The sequence below is a fragment of the Microbulbifer bruguierae genome, from assembly GCF_029869925.1.
Lineage (GTDB): Bacteria > Pseudomonadota > Gammaproteobacteria > Pseudomonadales > Cellvibrionaceae > Microbulbifer > Microbulbifer bruguierae.
The window spans coordinates 1,455,584-1,471,362 of sequence record NZ_CP118605.1 but is presented as its reverse complement, the minus strand read 5'-3'; the positions used below and the strand labels follow the sequence as shown (position 1 = coordinate 1,471,362).

13 protein-coding genes and 1 pseudogene are annotated in these 15,779 nt (G+C 54.1%); 9 read left to right on the top strand and 5 right to left on the bottom strand.

The genetic code is table 11. The annotated features are described in order from the left end of the window. Window positions 1-458: 458 nt before the first annotated feature. The 6 genes and pseudogenes from PVT68_RS18405 to PVT68_RS06250 all read left to right on the top strand — a co-directional run. Window positions 459-570: pseudogene (locus PVT68_RS18405) on the top strand (prepilin-type N-terminal cleavage/methylation domain-containing protein); the annotation flags it as partial. Between the two features lie 14 nt (window positions 571-584). Continuing rightward, window positions 585-977: a pilin gene (locus PVT68_RS06270; protein ID WP_407666144.1), complete on the top strand. Its 393-nt coding sequence runs from the start codon at window positions 585-587 to the stop codon at window positions 975-977. A 44-nt stretch (window positions 978-1,021) separates the two neighbouring features. After that, a complete protein-coding gene (locus tag PVT68_RS06265; protein ID WP_280321824.1) occupies window positions 1,022-2,254 on the top strand; it encodes a serine hydrolase domain-containing protein in 1,233 nt (410 codons plus the stop codon). A 160-nt stretch (window positions 2,255-2,414) separates the two neighbouring features. Next, the gene (locus PVT68_RS06260) at window positions 2,415-3,803 is read left to right on the top strand and encodes a glutamine synthetase family protein (protein WP_280321823.1); all 1,389 of its coding nucleotides are present in this window, start codon (window positions 2,415-2,417) and stop codon (window positions 3,801-3,803) included. A gap of 264 nt (window positions 3,804-4,067) precedes the next feature. Beyond that, complete coding sequence (locus tag PVT68_RS06255; RefSeq protein ID WP_280321822.1) at window positions 4,068-4,313, top strand: YdcH family protein; 246 nt, start codon at window positions 4,068-4,070, stop codon at window positions 4,311-4,313. A 406-nt stretch (window positions 4,314-4,719) separates the two neighbouring features. After that, on the top strand, window positions 4,720-5,553 hold the full coding sequence (locus PVT68_RS06250) for a metallophosphoesterase (protein ID WP_280321821.1): 834 nt from the start codon (window positions 4,720-4,722) through the stop codon (window positions 5,551-5,553). A gap of 68 nt (window positions 5,554-5,621) precedes the next feature. On the opposite strand, the gene PVT68_RS06245 is transcribed toward PVT68_RS06250, so the two are convergent. Further along, on the bottom strand, window positions 5,622-6,044 hold the full coding sequence (locus tag PVT68_RS06245) for a MarR family winged helix-turn-helix transcriptional regulator (RefSeq protein ID WP_280321820.1): 423 nt from the start codon (window positions 6,042-6,044) through the stop codon (window positions 5,622-5,624). Between the two features lie 134 nt (window positions 6,045-6,178). On the opposite strand from PVT68_RS06245, the gene PVT68_RS06240 reads away from it, so the two are divergent. Beyond that, window positions 6,179-7,144 carry a DUF4862 family protein gene (locus tag PVT68_RS06240; protein WP_280321818.1) on the top strand — a complete coding sequence of 322 codons (966 nt, stop codon included), beginning with the start codon at window positions 6,179-6,181 and terminating at the stop codon, window positions 7,142-7,144. A gap of 52 nt (window positions 7,145-7,196) precedes the next feature. Here the strand turns inward: PVT68_RS06240 and PVT68_RS06235 are convergent, their stop codons facing one another. The 4 genes from PVT68_RS06235 to PVT68_RS06220 all read right to left on the bottom strand — a co-directional run bounded on the left by PVT68_RS06235 (window position 7,197) and on the right by PVT68_RS06220 (window position 12,563). Continuing rightward, a complete protein-coding gene (locus PVT68_RS06235; protein WP_280321817.1) occupies window positions 7,197-7,583 on the bottom strand; it encodes a DUF2750 domain-containing protein in 387 nt (128 codons plus the stop codon). Between the two features lie 100 nt (window positions 7,584-7,683). Next, the gene (locus PVT68_RS06230) at window positions 7,684-8,832 is read right to left on the bottom strand and encodes a DUF819 family protein (protein WP_280321816.1); all 1,149 of its coding nucleotides are present in this window, start codon (window positions 8,830-8,832) and stop codon (window positions 7,684-7,686) included. A gap of 174 nt (window positions 8,833-9,006) precedes the next feature. Beyond that, on the bottom strand, window positions 9,007-11,313 hold the full coding sequence (locus tag PVT68_RS06225) for a TonB-dependent receptor (RefSeq protein WP_280321815.1): 2,307 nt from the start codon (window positions 11,311-11,313) through the stop codon (window positions 9,007-9,009). Window positions 11,314-11,501: 188 nt separating this feature from the next. Next, window positions 11,502-12,563 carry a helix-turn-helix domain-containing protein gene (locus PVT68_RS06220; RefSeq protein WP_280321813.1) on the bottom strand — a complete coding sequence of 354 codons (1,062 nt, stop codon included), beginning with the start codon at window positions 12,561-12,563 and terminating at the stop codon, window positions 11,502-11,504. A 202-nt stretch (window positions 12,564-12,765) separates the two neighbouring features. On the opposite strand from PVT68_RS06220, the gene PVT68_RS06215 reads away from it, so the two are divergent. Next, the gene (locus tag PVT68_RS06215; RefSeq protein WP_280321812.1) at window positions 12,766-14,682 is read left to right on the top strand and encodes a serine hydrolase domain-containing protein; all 1,917 of its coding nucleotides are present in this window, start codon (window positions 12,766-12,768) and stop codon (window positions 14,680-14,682) included. 94 nt (window positions 14,683-14,776) lie between these two features. Continuing rightward, on the top strand, window positions 14,777-15,760 hold the full coding sequence (gene dgcA / locus PVT68_RS06210; RefSeq protein ID WP_280321811.1) for an N-acetyl-D-Glu racemase DgcA: 984 nt from the start codon (window positions 14,777-14,779) through the stop codon (window positions 15,758-15,760). Window positions 15,761-15,779 lie beyond the last annotated feature (19 nt).

Here is a 15,779-nt window from a genome sequence, read left to right as displayed (position 1 = left end):
AGCTTGTACGTAAGTGGCTGCTATAGCAAGGAATTCCTGATAGCAGCAAGTGCTCCAATATAGCGAATATCGGGATACCCGCCAATGATCCCAAAGCGCCAGGCTGTCAGGGTGTGAACCAGGTATCTGCTCCTGAACATATTTGGATCCCGAGTGCTGCCATCTCAGGCTTGAGTCGAATTCAGGTATTTGGACCTCTGATTCGTACCTATGAAATGCACAGCAAACATTTAAAGCACTCCGGTCAAAGCTGACAAAATGCGTCACTCGATACCATGTTTTGGTTGAAAAATATAAGTGTCGGCCAATATTTAACCTGTCGTAAGGTGATTTTCCTCCCAAACTAGCGTTTGCGCGCAATTTCCGTGCTTGCGCGTTTTGCCACATTACAGGTATCGTAATTGGCGACTTCCTCACCGGATTTCACTTAAAACAACAGTCTTATGGAGACGGTTACAATGAAAAAGCAACAGGGCTTTACTCTTATTGAATTGATGATCGTGGTTGCGATCATCGGCATCTTGGCGGCTATTGCGATTCCGCAGTACCAGACCTATGTGGCCAAATCACAGGTTGGCCGTGTAATGAGCGAAGTGGGTTCTATGCGCACCGCGGTAGAATCCTGCATGATGGAAGGTATGGATGATACCGAATGTAGCTTTGGCTGGAGCACGAGCAACCTGCTCGGTGCTACCGATCTGCAACCTGACGGTCTCTCCGCCACTATTGATCTGGAAGCCAATACCGCTTCTCTGGTTGCGACCTTCGGTGGCAAGGCTGCCGCTGTGTTGGTCGGTGAGACTGCATCTCAACTGGGCTGGTACCGCGACACCAGCGGCAACTGGACCTGCGGCTCTTCTGCAGATGCCAAGTTCCGCCCGGCTGGTTGTTCCGTAGATCTTGCTACTGCTGAAGGTGATGGCGGTGATGATGAGGGTAACGAACCCGCTGAACCTCAGGAGCCGGCGGATCCCTGATCTGTCCGAATTCGAATCGGAAAAGGCACCTTCGGGTGCCTTTTTTGTCTCTTCAGGTCTTCAACTTGGTTATTGGTAATGTGATGTCGAGTCTGGGTGTTTGGCTTAGGAACCGCAGAGTTGATCTGATTGTATTGTTGGTTGTTTTGACCGGTTTGGCTACCGGCACACATTTCTGGATTGCCGATCGCAACGGTGTGATGAAGGCGCTATTCCCTGTGCAAGCGTTCCTTGCTCCAGTTTCCTGTAGTAACAGAACTCCTCAGTGGCTTTCCAGTCTGGCCAAAGATCTGATCCCGAAAATGCGCGCAATTTCCAGTCAGCTGATATTAATCAGAGCGAATGGCGATGAACATCATTGTGAAACGGGTTGGATCGGCACACCGCTAATTTCTGATTCCCTCAATGAAACGGCTCGCTTTCGCTATGCCAGCATGACCAAACCGATTACCGCGGCTGCAATATTGGAGCTGGAGCGCCAAGGGCGCTTGTCAATGAACACACCGGTGCTGGATGTGTTTTTCCCGGAATTGGTGTCTGGTGAGGAGGGCAAGCCTGAGGCCGCGGAGATCCAAATTCAGCATTTGTTGGAGCATCGTGCTGGACTGGTAGGAAAAAACAACCAGATATTTAACTCCCGGCGCAAACCCTGGTGCCCTTATGCACTGGATAAGCTGACTTCTGCCCATTTGAAGTTTGCACCTGGCTCCGACACCCAGTACACAAACATCAATCACTGCTTACTGGGTGAGGTGATTGCCCACTATCAACAGACTCCTGTTCGCGAGGCGCTGAGTGATCTTTTATCCTTGGAAAATCTGGGTATACGCTTCATTGAGGAAGTGAGTGCTAAGGACGAAGTCAAACGTGATTTCAGGAATAACGAGTTTTACGGTGAGCGGTTCACCGGTAACTTTGATTATCTGGCGGTTTCTGCCACCGCGGGGCTGTCTGGAAGTGCGCTAGCATACGGACACCTGATGACAGATCTTATTGAACGAAAATATCCCGGTTTTATCACCCGGCCAGAGGATATGCAGAATTGCGATACCAGTGTTTTTCGCCAGTGTTACGGTAAGGCATTTTACCTGTACAAAGCACACAACCAGAGATATCTAAATGTCAAAGAAGGTTACTTGCCGGGCATGTCCGGTGTGGTGGTGGTGACGCAGGTGGGGGATATATTTGTATGGCTGGCTAATGCTGATATGCCTAATTCGGTGAAGGGAGAGCAGATGAAGTGGCTCCTTGAATATCTTTCTGATTATATTGGGTAGTCGAAGAAGCTTGTTGGTAATTATTGCCCGCGTTTGTAGCAGTCAACTCTTTTGGATCACCGTTCTCAGTATCGGTCGCTTATTTTTCCACGGTCAGCGGACCTAGTTAATCAAATTCCAGTACACTGCAGTCAATAGTCCGTCATTCACCGGAGCACCCATGAGTCAGTCCGATAACCGTACATGGCTTGAAACCCTGCCCACCGCATTCAAAACTTATCTCGCCGGTCGGCGACTGGATGAGGTAGAGTGCATCGTCCCGGACCTGAATGGCATGTCGCGTGGTAAAGCGATGCCATTGAGTAAGTTCTCTCCAGGAAGTCCGATCTATCTGCCGGTTTCCATTTTCTATCAGACCATTTCCGGCCAGGATGTGGAGATGGAAATTGCCAATCAATGGGCTGAGAGCGATATGTTACTGGTGCCGGATATGTCCACGGCGATGGCGGTACCCTGGGCCAAGCAGGCGGCGCTGCAGATCATCCACGACCTGAACGATCTGGATGGGAACCCAATCCCCTGCGCGCCGCGTAATGTTCTGAAGCGGGTAATCGGCCTGTATCGAGACAAGGGGTGGCGACCGGTGGTTGCTCCTGAGCTGGAATTCTATTTAACCCAGCCAAATGTTGATCCAAACGAGCCGGTCCAGCCTCCCGTTGGCAGAAATGGTCGATCTGGCACTGCGCTCCAGTCCTATTCGATGTCTGCCATTGACGAATACGGCCCGGTGATCGATACCATTTACGACTATGCGGAGGCCGCGGGATTACATATCGATTCCGTAGTTCAGGAGGATGGTGCCGGCCAGGTCGAGTTCAATCTCACTCACGGTGATCCACTGTTGCTCGCCGACCAGGTGTTTTACTTCAAGCGCATTATTAAAGAGGCCGCGCTGAACAATGGAATGTTTGCCACGTTTATGGCAAAACCCATGCGGGATCAGCCCGGCAGTGCCATGCATGTACACCAGAGTGTGGTGGATATAAACACTGGCAAGAATATCTTCTCTGACGCAGACGGCAATGCGACCGCTTTATTCCGCCATTTTATCGGCGGTACCCAGAAGTACCTGATGGAGGTGATGCCCTTCATCGCGCCGAATGTGAATTCCTATCGTCGCTTCGAGTCGGAAGCCAATTCCAGTGCGCCAACCAATCTCGCCTGGGGCTACGACAACCGATCCACCGGCTTGCGTGTACCTAACTCGGGCGCCCAGGATCGCCGGCTGGAGAACCGGGTAATCGGGGTGGATACCAATCCATACCTGTCGATCGCAGCGAGTCTGGTGTGTGGCTACCTGGGTATGCTGCACGGAATCGAGCCGGATGCACCGTTGCAAGGAGAGCTCGATGACGAGCGGGAGTCTCGTTCCTATATTCCGACGACGTTTGATGAAGCCCTGCGAATTTTTGAGAACGCCGAGGAGATACACCAGGTGCTTGGGCAGGATTTTTGCCGATTGTATGCCGATGTAAAGAAAGAAGAGTTGCGCCAGTTCCACCGGGAAATTTCGCCGTGGGAGCGGGAGCACCTGCTGCTGAGTGTGTGAGGTCTAAGCCGGTATATTGGGGGCCGGAGCGCTCAATCCAGCTGGGCCTCAGTTCTAATGCGGACTGGGCTGCTCCGGGAAATTCAGAGATTCCTCGAGATAATTTTCTACTTTTATTTCATTTGTTGGATTTAATTTTCTACTTTTATTTCTTGATCGCCGCTTTGTCCCGGCTGGCTGTTTTTAACCGATGGCCTGGCTTGTGGTTACCGCGCGCGCAGAGACTACACTGAGGGAAGCACCAATCATAAGGAGCTGCAGTCCATGGCTAATCCCTCACGCACTCTGGAAACCGAGTTCCCCGACCTTGCCGACAGTATCCGCCACCTGATTCAGGACAGTATTCAATTCAAAACGGACCGTGACAATTACCATAAACTGGACAAGGCCATTCGTGGCCTGGAGGAGCGCGGTATTACTACGGATGATGATCATTTCAAAGAACTGAAAACCCAGCGGGCGCGTCTAAAAGATACGCTGTATCAGCAGGCCAGGAAGCATCGGCATTAATCGACGTTATGGCTGATGTGCCAGGGAAGGCTGTGTTGGGGAACGGTGATTGAATTCTGTCACTGAGAGGCTCAATGAGATCCGGTTTACATATAGCAGGGCTTCGTGGTCGGTTCGACAAATATTGATTGCCCCGCCACTTGATTGTATAAATTTAATTCCGCGGGCCCTTCGCTTGCCCGCTGTTCTTCCCTCCTGATCCCTTCTGGTGTGGGTCGCTCCGTGGTATGAACCGGCGCACAGGCGCATACAAAAACGGTATGACGCACTAGGGCCCCATTGAATTCGCGCCGGAGCGGGATATTTCCACTTCAGTTCGGTTTATTCCTGACAACCGATGAATTCAGCGCTACAGTCTTCTGCTGACATGCTAATGTACTATCTGTGTGAGGATTGAATACACGGAATGATGGCTACCTACCGAGCTGTGGGACGAAATATTGTCGGGCGTGATTTTGTTGTAGGCGATTTGCATGGGCATCTTCAGCAACTACTGAATCAGCTGGATGCGCTGGCATTCGATCCCGCACGCGACCGACTTTTCTGTCTCGGGGATATTATTGATCGTGGGCCAGATAGTGTGGCCCTGCTGGATATGATCGACCAGCGGGTGTACTTCAGTATTCTGGGCAACCATGAAGCCATGATGATCGCGGGGTTCGAGGATTCTGCATCGGCGCCGCTGCATTTTGCCAATGGCGGTGATTGGTTTTACGAATTACCTGAAATCGAACAGCAGCGCCTTGTCGACAAGGTCCGCCAGTGGCCCTGGGCTATGGAGATTGAAACGGATATAGCGCAGGGGACTGCGGGACTGGTGCACGCGGATGTGCCGCAGAGTAGCTGGGTCGTGGTGACCCGATTACTGGATGCGATAAATGCACAGTGGATAGCGGGGGCCCCCCTGTCGAACCCAATTGTGGATATCGCAGCCAAGTCACTATTGTGGCCCAGGAAGCTGGTAACGCATCTGTATCGCAATGTGTTGGTGGAGGGGGAGCGTGTGGGAAGCCAGCCGGAATACCGGCAAGCCCTTGCCGACAGTGTCACTTATGCGGAAGCTACCGCCGCCGACCAGCTGCGCCCATTTTCTATCGACGGAATTGATCGCGTCTATATGGGGCACACTTATGTGCCTGAGGTGACGGCGGTTGGCGACTGTCATTTTCTCGATACGTTTCGTGGGGAGCGGGGGGAGTCGCTGAGCATTGTGTGTTTGAATGTTTCTCCCCCGGAGTAACTTGAATCGCGATTCCCCCTCGCTACACATGCCTGGGTATGTTTTGCCGGAGTATGTTTTCTGTTTTACTACTGGATCTTCTCCAGCAGCTCCACCAATCGCTCCTGTTGGGTTTGCGTCAGGTTGCAGGCCAGATCACTGGATATCTGTTCAAAGGTAACGCGGGCTTCTTCGAATACTCTCTTACCGGTGGCTGAAAGCCTGACCCGGCTCTGTCTGGCGTCGCGGGGGTTTTTGACTTTTTCAATAATTTTGTTTTTTTCCATGGGCAGCAGCAGACGCGTCACTCCCGACGCACTCATGCCCAGGTGATCCGCCAGTGTTATCCGTGAAACTTCACTGAACGCGTCCTGGCTTAGACTCTGCATCACCAGATACTCGGTCATACTGATACCGTGAACACTCAAGCGGCTTTCCATTTTTTTGGAGATTCGCGACGCCTGTAGAGCATTCTGCAGAAGCAGGGTGGCACTGATCGTTTCCTGTGGCATAATTTAATCCTTCACAAATGCTTGATTGCGCAAGTATATGTGTGCACTTGCCTCTGTCAAGTCAGGGGCGAATGTGGCTGCAACAGCCGACTGATTTCGAGTTGAACATTGGAAGCGAGAGATAGGGAAACACCATGACGGGTTTTTATGTGGGTGCCTATGCGACAGCCCCGGTTACTCAATCCTGGGACCCGGAGGTCCAGACCGCGTACTTCAGTGGCCTCAAGGCTATCCCCGGCATCCGCGGACTGGAGCACCCGTTTACCGGGGCGTTGCACGGGCAGGATGACGAATGGTTCCTTGCGACCATAGATCCGTGCTGGGATTTTGTGTTCACCGGTATTCCCGGAGTAATGGGGCGGCTCTCGGAGAATGCGGGTTTTGGTATTGCGTCCAGCGTGGCAGCGGGGCGGCAGGCAGCGCTCGCGTTTTATGAGCAGGCGCGGCAGGCCATCCACAAGCTCAACCGTCATCTTGGGCGTCAGGCAGTCAAGGCGATGATGATCCACACTGCGCCGCGCCCGGCTGAGGGGGTACGCCCGGATGTGGCTGCACTTGTGGCTTCGCTGGAAGAAATGTCGAGCTGGGACTGGGACGGCGCAGCCCTGGTGATAGAACATTGCGACACTTATGTTGAGGGCCAGACACCCGCCAAGGGTTTTCTGCGCATCGAGGCGGAAATTGAGGCTGTGAATGAACTCAATCGCAAGACCGATAGCAATATTGGCCTGTGCATCAACTGGGGTCGCTCAGTACTGGAAGCGCGCAGTGTGGATGGGCCGGTACAGCATCTGAAGGCGGCATATGCGGCAGGGCTGTTGCGAGGGTTGATGTTCTCCGGTGTCTCCGGTGCAGATGGCCCCTATGGTGCCTGGCAGGATACGCATATGCCGCCGGCGGGAACGCCGGATACCGGGTCGTTTGAGGCCAGCTCCTTGCTTACCGAAACGGAATTCCAGCGCTGCATCGACGCTGCCGGTCCCCAGGCTGTCGAGGTTATGGGGATCAAGATCGGGGTGCGTCCGGAGTCCCTGACCGTCAGTGAGCGGCTCGCCTACATCGAAAGTGCGCTGAAGATGCTGCAGCGCGCAGCCGCCTGATCGATATTGCCTGTTCTATCTGACACAAAGTAGCGGGCTTACGCCCGCTTGTTCAGAACCGTGCAAGTTCGTCCCGCAGATCCTGTCCCAAATCTTCCGGTCCGGTGATCCAGACACTTTTGTCTGCGCCGGGAAATACCCCAACGTCGATGCCGTCTTTGTCCAGCCCGGGAAGCCAGCGGTTCAGGAACTGGGGCAGGGGAATGCTGCGCGGGGTAAGATCGCTGTCGTTCGCGGCGTAATCTTCCGCAAAAGCGGCGCTCGGCCACAGAGGAAGATATTCAAAGTCCCCCTGGTCTTCGGCGTGCAGCTTGAGGAAGTGTTCCTCGCTATTGATCAGAATCCAGACCTCCCGCTCCTCACCGACGATATCGAGGAAATATTCGTAGCGGGCTTCACAGTCCAGTTCGAGGATTGCGTTCAGATCGTCATTGCTCATCGCTTGGATAACTCTTCTATGGGCTTACCCCGCAAGGGTACGCTACTCCTAAGTCTGGTCCCATAGATTTTAGCAATATCGACGTGACTGCCCCGGTCAATTAAAGCGCGAGGATGCTGGCGATTGCCACACCGATGAAAGTGGCGATTGCGTAGCCGAACAGACCGACGAGAATACCTGGCGCAACCAGTGCCTGCCAGCCTTTACTGGCCGCGAGGGCGGCTGCAGGTGCCGGGCCCAGAATGCAGGCGTTGGACGCAATGATGACTTCGGCTAGATCGAGCTTCATCAGCTTGCCGACAAACAGCAGTATGCAGAAATGTACCAGCACCATGACGACGATCAGCAACGCGATCGGGAGTGCGGCGCCGACTACCTGGCTGAGATTGGCACCGGCGCCGATGACAACAAAAAAGATATACATGAACAGCGAGCCGATCTCGAACTCGGATGAGACCTGCCTGACGATCGGTTTGGCAAAATTTGCCACAACCAGGGTCAGGGCCGTGACCACGAGTATGTACAGCGCGCCGATATCCAGCAGCGAAGTGATGGCCGCAGCGAGCGCGCAGATCACAAGGCTGACCGTCAGGCCGTTGGCGATGCGAGTCAACTGGAAGGGCTCGCTGCCGGTGCTTGTATCGGGGATTGTATCGGGGATTGTATCGGCGTTTGTGTCGTTGTCAGACTCGCTGAGGGTTGCGGGCAATGCCTTGCCACCGTTGATATCAATATATTTTGAGGGCAGTGCCGTGCGAATGTACTGAAACGTTGGCAGCAGCATCAATAAAACGAGGAAGAATACCGCACCGGCGGCGTCTGCCGATAAACCGGCCACATAGAGTGATGAGTCTTTGATACCCACCGCTTCGGCGGTGGCAACAAAGTTCAGGGAGCCGCCGATGTAGCTGGAGGCGATGGTGCCGGTAATCTGCGCTTCCTGTTGGCCGAGGTCCAGAACCGAGGCTGCCACGAGCGCGCCGATGGCGGTCGCCGCCGCGGCAATGATAAACGCCAGCAGCATGGAACCGGATTCCACAAAAATACTGCGGAAGTCTGCACGCAACAGCAGTAGGGGTATGGCCATGGGGACGAGCAGCGACGCAATGACATCGTAAACCGGCGCACTGAACGGAATAAGTCCGCTATTAGCCGCCAGCATGGACGTGGCCAGAAGAATCAGTGGCCCACCCAGTTTCTGACCCCAGTGTGTTTTTTCCGCCCACATACCGAAAGAAATGATTGCCATGATTACGGCGCAAAGGGCAAACGTTTGATCAGTGGAAATCAGGGGCACCGGAGTAATTCCTTTATTTTTGTTCTGGGGGCGGGGTTACATCATGCATCAAAGGGTAATGGTATTGAAGAGCCGGCGCCCCTCATGGATTGCACGAGGGGCGCCGGTTCAAGGTCTGGATGAAAATCAGAATTGCGCGCCCACTGACACACCCAGAGTTCTGGGGCGAAGCATTCCAAGGCCTACAGCGCCGTTGGGTAGTGAGCCTTCCGATTCAATGGCCGTAATACCGATCTCGTTGCCGAGGTTTTTTCCATACAGTTCAATGGTCCAGCGACCTATATCGACACCACTGCGCAGGTTTACCATGGTGTAGCTGTCCGCGATACGCAGGTTACCCTCCGTATCCCGGTTGGAAAAGCCGGCGGGACGCTCGCCGGTGTAACCCAGGTCGCCACCGATATAGGCTGCGATATCCGAGGAAATATCCCATTCGTAGCTACCGTTGAGACCAAAGCTCCACTCAGGCACGAAGGTCAGTGGATCGCCATCGAGACCGCCGACCAGTGGATCTGTGTCTGCTGTCAGGTAGGCATCGGTATAGGCGCCGTTCAGTGACAGGTTGAGGCCGTCGACAGGCAGGAAGCTGGCGGTGAATTCGAATCCCCGGCTTACCGCGGTGCCGCCATTGCCGTTAACCCCGAAGTTGTTCACCAGCGCGTACAGCTGAATGTCATCCCAATCCAGGTAGAACGCGGTCAGATCCAGGGCGAGCCTGCCGTCTTCGCTACCGGTTTTTACGCCGATCTCATAGCTGGTGAGGGTGTCGGAATCATAGGTTCTGGGGGTGTCTGCCGGTACGCCGGGCGGCAGTATATTGGGGCCGCCGGGACGGTAGCCGGTCGCAACGCGCGCGTATACCGAGGTGTAATCACTGAATTCGTAGCGGGGGGAGAGTGAATAGGTAAAGGGGCTTTCCGAGGAGTTGGTCTCGTCGTAGGCAAGCGCACCGCCGACAAGAAAACCGTCCTGAACCTGACTGGCTGACTGTTCGTTTCTACTGGCGCGTGCGCCAAAATCGAGTTCGAAACTGGGGGTGATATACCAGGTGCCGTTGGCAAACACGGCCATTTCTTCAAAGGTCGAGGGAAGGGTGAGTTCCGCAACGGTGGGTATACCCACGGCAACCTCGCCGGTAAGGGTATTGATGGGGGTGAATACCTGCGGATCGATACCGGAATCTTCTTTGGTGTAGTACACACCGGTCATCCACTCCAGTGTGTCGTTGTCCTGGGACAGCAGGCGCAGCTCCTGGGAAAACTTGTCGGTAGCGGTGGTCTGTTCCTGCACCACACTGAGCGGCATGGTGGCCGGATCCACCTCGAGCAAGAACGTCAGGAGTGAGGAAAGGTAGGTACCGGGCACCAGTTCCGCCGCCGCGAGGTCGTCCTGGTAATTCTGCTCGAAGGTACCGTAGCTGGTAATGGATTCCAGTGTGACCGCGTCAAAATGCCATTTTGCGGTAGCGCTGTACACCTGATATTCGATATTGGAAAAGTCGTCGTGGTAGCGGGATTTGATGGGGCTGTCGTGGAGAGGTTTGAGGGTTGCGGGATCTGCGTCGACTATATTGGATGAGCCCGTATCAATTTTTTGCAGCATCGCCAGCACATTCAGGGAGAAGGCTTCCGAGGGCTCGTACAGGGCGGCGATTCGTCCGCCGTAACTTTCCACGGAGTTGATGTCTTCCTCGACCTGAGTGCCCTCGAAAATATTGGCGTCCGGGTCAGTCATACTGGGAATCGGATTGTTGCCAATGGAATCGATATACCCGGCATCTTCGCGGTAGAAGCCACTGGCGCGGATGGCCAGATGCTCGCTGATCGGTAGGTTGACGACGCCGGTTGTGGCGTTGCCAAGGCCTCCCTCATTTACACTTTCCAGAGTTGTGCGGAAACGGGTTTCGAAGCGTTCAGTGGTGGGGGCGTTCGGCACATACTTGAGTACCCCGCCAAGAGAGCTGGCGCCGTAAAGGGTGCCCTGTGGGCCGCGCAATACTTCTACGCGGGCCATGTCGAACGTATCAAAATCTCCCGCCAGAATGGAACCGTTGGCCAGGCCGCTGCTGGAGCCGAAGGGCACATCGTCAACATAAACCGCAACGGTTGAGGCCACGCCGCCGGTATTGATACCGCGCAACGTAATTCGGGAAATACCGGCGGTATTGCCGGTTACACTAAATCCGGGAATCTTGTTTACCAGATCTTCAAAATTGGTGGCTTGCTGTCTCTCCAGCTCTTCCCCGCCGAGCACACTCACCGACATGGGGATATCCGAAAGTGCCTGGTTGCGCTTTTGTGCGGTAACGATGACTTCTTCTACGACCCTGCTGGCGGCTTCGACGGAAGACGCGGTCGCGCTGTAACCGATCCCACTGGCAAGCATGATGCCTGAATACAGGCTTGCCACTTTGAATGAAATTGAACTGGGCATTTTTGCCACGACCCCCCGGTTGGATTTTTTATGCGGAGTGGCTCCTCTGGAGAACCACATTTTTTGGGTACCTCCCGCAAGGATCTTAGCCGTTACTTTCACTGGGGAATTAGTCCGATTCGACCAAATGCTATGCAGATCCGGTAGCGCTCTGAGCAGTACATATCGAATCGGCATAGCGCACCATTTCACGGCGTGGGGTTGCCCAATCCCTGTGCAGCCTGTCGCCATCCCTTTGGCGTCTGTCCACAGCCACGACGAAACGCGCGGGAAAAAGCCGAGTGATCTTCGTATCCCACTATATTTCCAATTTCAGCAATGGACAGTCGATTGTCTGCCAGCAGCAGCTTTGCCGCTTCAATACGCTGGTGAATACAGTATTGCATGATGGTGTTTCCGAACATTGATTTGAAGCCACTCTTCAATCGCGTTTCGGAAATGCCCAGTTGTTGTGCAAGCTTGGGCAGCGGTGGCGGGTTGGCATATTCCATGCTGAGAATAGTGCGGGCACGGTGAATTTTTTTGCTGTAAGGGAGATCTGTATCGACGACGGGCGTCTGCATCTGGCTGCCACTGGTTTTCAGAATCTGTAAACCAACACACAGCAGCTCGTCAAATTTCGCGGAAATCCAGTGCTTCAGCAGAGTTCCGGAAACGGGAATGTGAAAACACGACCAGATGGAATCTCGCTGTACGTCTTCGAGAAAGAATACTCGCTGGCGTGGCTTGCTATCGTCGCCATTAATACATTGGCGCAACCAGTGCGGATAAGTGGCAGGGTCTTCTCCCGCTTGTTCCAGCAGGTTGGACAGTGTTGCGTGGACCACCACGTGTCGGATCTGGACATTGGGGGTGGGCAGGCGATAGGTGACTTCTCTTTCCGGGATTACCGAGACGATCAGCGCCGGCCCTAGATTGTGTACATGTTTGTGCCCGCCGAGATATTCGGAACGTTTGACCGTGGACACAAACTGAAAAGAGATGATATCGGCTACCTCGTTGCGGACCACCAGGCGGGCGCGAGGGATGACTTCGTTGATATCGATCAGGCGATCTTTATTGATCCGGTAACTCAGCAGGCCATCAAAGCGCTCTGAGCCCAGGTCGTGTATCGCGTGGTGGTCTGGAGTGGTACTGAACCGGGTGAGCTGTTGCGCATCGCTGAACATCTGTTCCAGCCGTGAGGTGGGTGTATCTTCCAGCTCAAGACCGGGGGGAACCTCAATGTAGTACTCGTCTCCGTAAAGCATCTGTCAGGTACGCCTCAATCTCCCAACATACAGTCAATCTCAACTCACATGGATCATGGAGTGTATTGATCGTGCATTGCCGGTGATACTGCAAAACTGCCGAATCTGCACATTATGCTGGCGTCTTGGCCTAACAGGCAAGAGGGTGTCAAATATATGATCGAGCAACAATAAAACCAATGTACAAACCGGAACCTTCATAATGAAAAGAGTCTCGCTCAAACTGCTCAGCTGGTTTTCCGCTTTGCTTCTTTCCATCGGCACCGCAACAGCGTCTTCGCTCGATGACCCGATCCGGGTCGAAGCGTTCGTGGATGGATTGGTTAATCCTCTGATGTTGAACCACGACAGCCCTTCCGGTGTGGTTGCGGTCGCCAAAGATGGAAATCTCCTGGTGGCCAAAGGGTATGGCTATCAGGACATCGAAAACCGCTTGGCGGTAAATCCGGAAAAAACCCTGTTTCGCCCCGGTTCAGTCTCCAAGCTGTTTACCTGGGTCGCCGTGATGCAGCAGGTAGAGCAGGGCCGGCTGGAGCTGGATACCGATGTCAATCAGTATCTGAAGACATTCAAAATCAAGGAAACCTACGATCAGCCCATCACCCTGCGCCACATCTTTACCCATACCGCGGGTTTTGAAGAGGGTGCTCTGGCGTATCTGATTCTGCAGAGCCCCGATAATATTCTTCCCCTGGATGAGGCGATGGCGCGGCTACAGCTCGGGCGGGTCAACCCGCCTGGTGCCCAGACTGCGTATTCCAATTACGCGACCGCCCTGGCAGGACTGATTGTGCAGAATGTGTCCGGCGTACCGTTCAATCAATATATTGAGCAGAATATTTTCCAGCCGCTGGGAATGAATAACTCTACATTCGAAGAGCCTCTACCCGAGCGCCTTAAACCACAAATGGCGAAAAGTTATGCGGTTGAGGCGGGCAAGTTTGTGGAAAAGCCGTTTGAACTGGTCAGCAACTTCGGTCCTGCCGGCAGCCTGTCTTCCAGTGGTACGGATATGCTTCGTTTTGCCCAGGCTATTCTGAATGGCGGGGAGCTGGACGGAAATCGCATACTTAAAGAAGAAACCGTTGATCAGATGCTGAGTAAGCAATTCTCGCACGATGATCGCCTTCTCGGCATGGGACTTGGTTTCTACGCGAATGACCTGGCTGGCCACGAAGTGTGGGGACACGGTGGCGACCTCCAGTGGTTCCACTCACAACTGGGTATTGACCGCGAAAATGGTCTGGCTTTCTTCGTTTCTTTCTCCGGCGCAGGCGGTCGTGTGCCGCGCTCCGCATTTGCCCCAACCCTGTATGAGGAATTTGTTTCCCGCGCGGAAAGCACTGTACCTGCGGCTCCGCAGGATTTCGCCGAGCGCTCAGGCAAGTATGCCGGCAGCTACGGCTTCTGGCGCTCCAACTTTAACAACTTTGAAAAAGTCCTCGGCTTGAGTGGCGCTATTGAAGTGGCACCTACCGGTGACAATACACTGATGGTGGCGATGGCGGACAAGGCCAAGCAATACGTCGAGGTGGACACCAACCTGTTCCGTGCGCTGGATTCCAGCACTACCCTGGCCAGCGGTATCAATCCTGAACTGCTCGCGTTCCAGGAAAACGACCAGGGTGAAATTACCGGCTTCGTGATGGATGGTTTCCCATTCATGTCACTGCGCAAGCTGCCGTTCTATGACACTTCAACGTTCAACTTTGCCCTGCTGGCGTTGTCCGTGCTGATTTTCATCGCGGTACTGCTGCGTCGTTACTACCAGCGTCGCACTGTGCGTACCATGCCCGCAGCGGAAAAATCTGCAACCAGGGCGGCGGTATATGCCGCCGCGGCACACCTTGCGGTGCTGGTGATAGGTGCCGTGGTTCTGGCCACTGTGATGGAAAACCTGTTTGAAGGTGTGCCGCTTTCTCTGAAGCTGTGGCTGATTCTGCCAATCGTCGCCAGTCTGCTGACCGCCTACCTGGTATATCGCAATATCGGCGTGTGGCAGCAAGGTGTGTTCAACGGTGTACTGCCGCGTGTGCGTTTCACAGCGGTAACACTGGGTGCAGTGTTTATGACCTGGTTCTACTACTACTGGAATATGCTCGGCTACCACTTCCTGTAACCGAATGTCGCGCCGATGTATTCACGGCGCAGGTAATGCAATCGATAAAGGTGAGCCACCCGGTGGCTCACCTGACAATAAAACAGGAAGCGATATGAACAAAAAACGCGAAGTCAGCTTGTTGGTGGAATCCTGGGAGCTTGAATCTCCGTTCAAAATTACCGGACATGTATTTACCAATGTCGAAATTCTGCACGTGTGTATTTCCGAAAACGGGGTAACGGGAAACGGAGAAGCCTCCGGCGTGTATTACCTGGATGAAACCGGCAGCAGCATTCTCGCGCAAGCCGAGTCCGTCAGGGAGGCGCTGACCAGCGGTTTAAGTCGGCAGCAACTGTACGAACTGTTACCCGCCGGGGGGGCGCGCAATGCTATTGACTGCGCGCTCTGGGATCTCGAGGCGAAGCTGGAGAAAAAGAAAATCTGGGATCTCACCGGCATTGAGCCGGCGGAAACCCACAGTTTCTTTACCGTAGGTCTGGGAACCCCGGAAACGATGGCGGAGAAGGCGCGGGACATCGCAAGCAGTAAGATCAAGGTAAAACTCGATGGTGAATTGGCCCTGGAGCGGATGACGGCCATCCGTTCTGCTCGCCCGGATGCGGAGATTATCGTCGACGTCAACCAGGGCTGGACTTTCGAGCAGTTGCAGGAGCTCGCACCAAAGTTCAAGCAGCTGGGCGTGAGTATGATCGAACAGCCGTTGCCACGGGGAGGAGATGAAGCGCTGGAAGGTTATCAGTGCCCGCTGCCATTGTGCGCTGATGAATCCTGTCTGGATACCAGTGAATTTGACCAGGCTGCCCGCCGCTACCAGGTAATTAATATCAAACTGGATAAAACCGGCGGTCTGACAGAAGCCCTGGCGCTGGCAAAAAAAGCTCAGGAGCGCGGACTGGATCTTATGGTGGGTAATATGGTGGGAACTTCCCTGGCCATGGCTCCGGGTTATGTGGTGGCGCAATTGTGCAAGTTTGTGGACCTTGACGGAGCGTTTTATCTGAAAAAGGATCGGGAACCGCCAATTACCTGCGACTGGGGAAAACTCTCACCACCCAGTGCAGAGTTGTGGGGATAGAGGCTGGACCTGGAGCGTA

Bases quoted from the DNA above. Each gene is read 5' to 3' on its own strand.
- PVT68_RS06225 (WP_280321815.1), bottom strand. From the start codon at position 11,313: ATGCCCAGTTCAATTTCATTCAAAGTGGCAAGCCTGTATTCAGGCATC.
- PVT68_RS06250 (WP_280321821.1), top strand. From the start codon at position 4,720: ATGATGGCTACCTACCGAGCTGTGGGACGAAATATTGTCGGGCGTGAT.
- PVT68_RS06230 (WP_280321816.1), bottom strand. From the start codon at position 8,832: ATGGCAATCATTTCTTTCGGTATGTGGGCGGAAAAAACACACTGGGGT.
- PVT68_RS06260 (WP_280321823.1), top strand. From the start codon at position 2,415: ATGAGTCAGTCCGATAACCGTACATGGCTTGAAACCCTGCCCACCGCA.
- PVT68_RS06255 (WP_280321822.1), top strand. From the start codon at position 4,068: ATGGCTAATCCCTCACGCACTCTGGAAACCGAGTTCCCCGACCTTGCC.
- dgcA (WP_280321811.1), top strand. From the start codon at position 14,777: ATGAACAAAAAACGCGAAGTCAGCTTGTTGGTGGAATCCTGGGAGCTT.
- PVT68_RS06240 (WP_280321818.1), top strand. From the start codon at position 6,179: ATGACGGGTTTTTATGTGGGTGCCTATGCGACAGCCCCGGTTACTCAA.
- PVT68_RS06235 (WP_280321817.1), bottom strand. From the start codon at position 7,583: ATGAGCAATGACGATCTGAACGCAATCCTCGAACTGGACTGTGAAGCC.
- PVT68_RS06245 (WP_280321820.1), bottom strand. From the start codon at position 6,044: ATGCCACAGGAAACGATCAGTGCCACCCTGCTTCTGCAGAATGCTCTA.
- PVT68_RS06220 (WP_280321813.1), bottom strand. From the start codon at position 12,563: ATGCTTTACGGAGACGAGTACTACATTGAGGTTCCCCCCGGTCTTGAG.
- PVT68_RS06270 (WP_407666144.1), top strand. From the start codon at position 585: ATGAGCGAAGTGGGTTCTATGCGCACCGCGGTAGAATCCTGCATGATG.
- PVT68_RS06215 (WP_280321812.1), top strand. From the start codon at position 12,766: ATGAAAAGAGTCTCGCTCAAACTGCTCAGCTGGTTTTCCGCTTTGCTT.